The 2,720-nt window shown below is 60.3% G+C and carries 3 protein-coding genes and 1 pseudogene; 2 read left to right on the top strand and 2 right to left on the bottom strand.

Annotation, left to right across the window (positions count from 1 at the left end):
* Nucleotides 1–708, top strand: a 708-nt coding sequence (locus EN884_RS32050) for a M23 family metallopeptidase (RefSeq protein ID WP_164895290.1), incomplete at its 5' end; no start/stop codon positions are given.
* 93 nt (nucleotides 709–801) lie between these two features.
* On the opposite strand, the gene EN884_RS32045 is transcribed toward EN884_RS32050, so the two are convergent.
* Nucleotides 802–1,332, bottom strand: a complete 531-nt coding sequence (locus EN884_RS32045; RefSeq protein WP_013525282.1) for an OmpA family protein — start codon at nucleotides 1,330–1,332, stop codon at nucleotides 802–804.
* 148 nt (nucleotides 1,333–1,480) lie between these two features.
* On the opposite strand from EN884_RS32045, the gene EN884_RS32040 reads away from it, so the two are divergent.
* A complete protein-coding gene (locus EN884_RS32040) occupies nucleotides 1,481–2,092 on the top strand; it encodes a hypothetical protein (RefSeq protein ID WP_244507016.1) in 612 nt (203 codons plus the stop codon).
* Between the two features lie 45 nt (nucleotides 2,093–2,137).
* Here the strand turns inward: EN884_RS32040 and EN884_RS32035 are convergent.
* Nucleotides 2,138–2,720: pseudogene (locus EN884_RS32035) on the bottom strand (peptidase c14 caspase catalytic subunit p20); the annotation flags it as partial.

The following is a 2,720-nucleotide window of genomic DNA, read 5'->3' as shown; positions in this document are numbered from 1 at the left end:
GTGATCGGCTATATCGGCACCACCGGCCTTTCGACCGGGCCCCACCTGCATTTCGAACTCTACCAGAATGGCGCAGCGATCGACCCACTCGGCACGGTCACCGCGGTCGCTTCCGACGATTCCGCGGTCGAGACGCTCACCGACCGTATCGTTCATGTCGAAAGCGGCGGCAGCGCTCGCGCCAAGAACCCAAATTCCTCAGCAACCGGTGCAGGGCAATTCATAAGCAAGACCTGGATCAGGATGATGAACACCTACCGCCCGGAACTTGCGCGCACGCTGTCGACAGCCGACCTGCTCGCACTGCGCTACGACGCCACGATCTCGCGTGAGATGGTTCGCAACCTGGCTCGCGAAGGCGAGGCCTATCTTCGGGAGCGTGGTCACCAGATTACGGCGGGCAGACTCTATCTCTGTCATTTCCTGGGAATGGAAGGCGCGCACCAGGTGCTGTCGGCCACAGGTTCGGCGCAACTGAGCGCCGTGCTGGGGTCGGCCGTCATCCAGGCCAACCCGTTTCTCACCGGCAAGACCGCCAGCTACGTCGTGGACTGGGCCGAAAGGAAAATGGGCCAGAAGCTGGGCCGCATGGCCACTGGCGCCGCCCAGCAGACAACGACCACGGAGGTCCGCCAGACGTCACCGGAGTTTGAAAAATACAAGCAGGCCGTCACCGCCGTCATAAGCTCAATTCAGAATACGCTTTGAACCACGCTCGCGCTGCTATGCTCACCCCTGTCCAAATTCCATCGGGTAGAACAATCTTCGCCCCATCCCAGGCTGCGGCGCAGCTTTGCGTGGCTATTGTGTCTTTATCCGCATTTCCACGCGGCGATTGAGCGGATCGTATGGGTTGGAACTGCGCGGGTTCTTTTCACCCATGCCGACCGCGTTGATGCGATCAGGCTCGATGCCGCTGGCCGTGAGGAAGGCGGCTACCGATTTCGCTCGTCGTTGCGACAGGCCTTCGTTGTGGTGCACCGTGCCGGTGGCATCGGTATAGCCTTCGACGACGAAGCTGAACGTGCTCAGCCGGTTGTCCTTCAGGGCTTTGGCGAACTCGTCGAGTTCAGCGCGCGCGGTGGCGTCAAGTTCGGCCGAATCCAAGCCGAAATTGATCAGCATGTCGAGGCCGGTTTTCACTGCCGACGCGTCATTGGACTTGCTTTTGCACTCCTCCGCGGAGCCAACACAAATCCCGCGGGACTTGCCGAGATCGGCCGCACCAGCAAAAAACTTCACGATGTCTTCAGATTTCTGAACGGGGTCGGCGGAAGCGTGGGTCGAGAAAAGCACGACCGCCAACACAAAAGCTGAACTGCTCCACTGCATAGCGGCTCCTCCTGGTTGAGTATTCCGATTTTCGATGTTGGGATCATAGCAAATTCGCAGGCAATTGTCTGTCTGCAATCGCCGGGGGCGTGACAGTTGTTGCCGCGTCACCGGTTGAGACTTGACCCGCGCCGCGCCTAAGGCTTGAGTGGCCAAGCTTCTCGATGAAAGCGTGGCGGTCATGGCCAATGGGCTCCGATTCAAAACGGCAAGGGATCTTTTCGCGGCGTGTCCTGCTATTGCGCGGGACATGAGGAGCCTTCCAACCGACCAGCGCTCGATCGAGTTTTGCCGCGACCTTCTCGCAGGGCGCGTTCCCGAGGAAGCGGTTACATTTTGTGCCTACCTGCTTCCCGAGCGAGCCGCGGTCTGGTGGGCCCATGAATGCCTGAGCCACCTGGCCGACCTGTTGGATGAGACCGATCATCAGTTGCTCCCGCTGGTCCACAACTGGGTGGGCGAACCGGACAGTCTCCGCCACCAGGCGGCGCTCAGCACAGCCGGCGCGACGCCGCCAACAACGCCGGTCGGCTGGATTGCTCTGGCCGCGGGATGGCGTGACAATGGTTCGGCCAGGGCCGCGACGATGGCACCGGCGTTGCTGCCGTTTCCAGCCGCCCACGCAATCAATGCCGGGATTCTGGCCGGACTGGCGCGTGTCGCACTGGCTGACCGGTTCGCCGTTCTTTCGGCATTTGTCGAAATGGGCATCCAGATGGCTGAGATCGAGGCCCTGAGCCAAGCAGCGGATGCGGATTAGAGCATTCGCCCGGCAGAAACCGATGGATGCCGTCATCATCCTGGCCTACTTACAGCCACCTTGCGCCCATTTTGCGAGCGCCACCTTGAAGCGCGTTCCAAGCGGATGTTGAAGCCGTAAGACAGACACGTCGTTGGCGGCGAAATTTTTCGACTGTTCACACAGCCGGGCCTCGTTCCATTCATGGCAACCGTCGCAGTGCTTTCCTTCCCATACCGACTTGTCGAGCCCCTCCACAGGACTGAAGCGTGGCTTGCCCTTGATCAGCTCCGCAATGCTCTTGCCGTCGATTTCCGGATCGCCGAAATCGACAGGATGGTCAAAAAAGATAGGCTCGTCGGAGGCAAGCCTTGGGATTTTCTGACGAAGCATATCGAGCGAAAGTTGGGCGTCGTCGGCGCCCGACGGGTTTGCCGCAACGTTTCGCCCATCCGAACCGGCTTCCGATTTCTGAGTGGTCGCCTCGCCGACGATCAGCGGTGCGTTGAGGTCGATCTTGTGCAGGACGACCTCAGTGGTCAGCGAGACATTGCTCCAGGGGCGCTGTTTGCCGGCGGTTACCTTGAAGACATCGGCGGTAACGCGGTTCATGGCTTCGGTGATGGAAACGTTTGTTTCGCCCATATGC

The sequence above is a fragment of the Mesorhizobium sp. M7A.F.Ca.AU.001.01.1.1 genome, assembly GCF_004022735.1.
Lineage (GTDB): Bacteria > Pseudomonadota > Alphaproteobacteria > Rhizobiales > Rhizobiaceae > Mesorhizobium > Mesorhizobium ciceri.
The sequence above is the reverse complement of the archived record's forward strand: the minus strand, read 5'-3'. Positions and strand labels throughout refer to the sequence as shown.

Bases quoted from the DNA above. Each gene is read 5' to 3' on its own strand.
- EN884_RS32045 (WP_013525282.1), bottom strand. From the start codon at position 1,332: ATGCAGTGGAGCAGTTCAGCTTTTGTGTTGGCGGTCGTGCTTTTCTCG.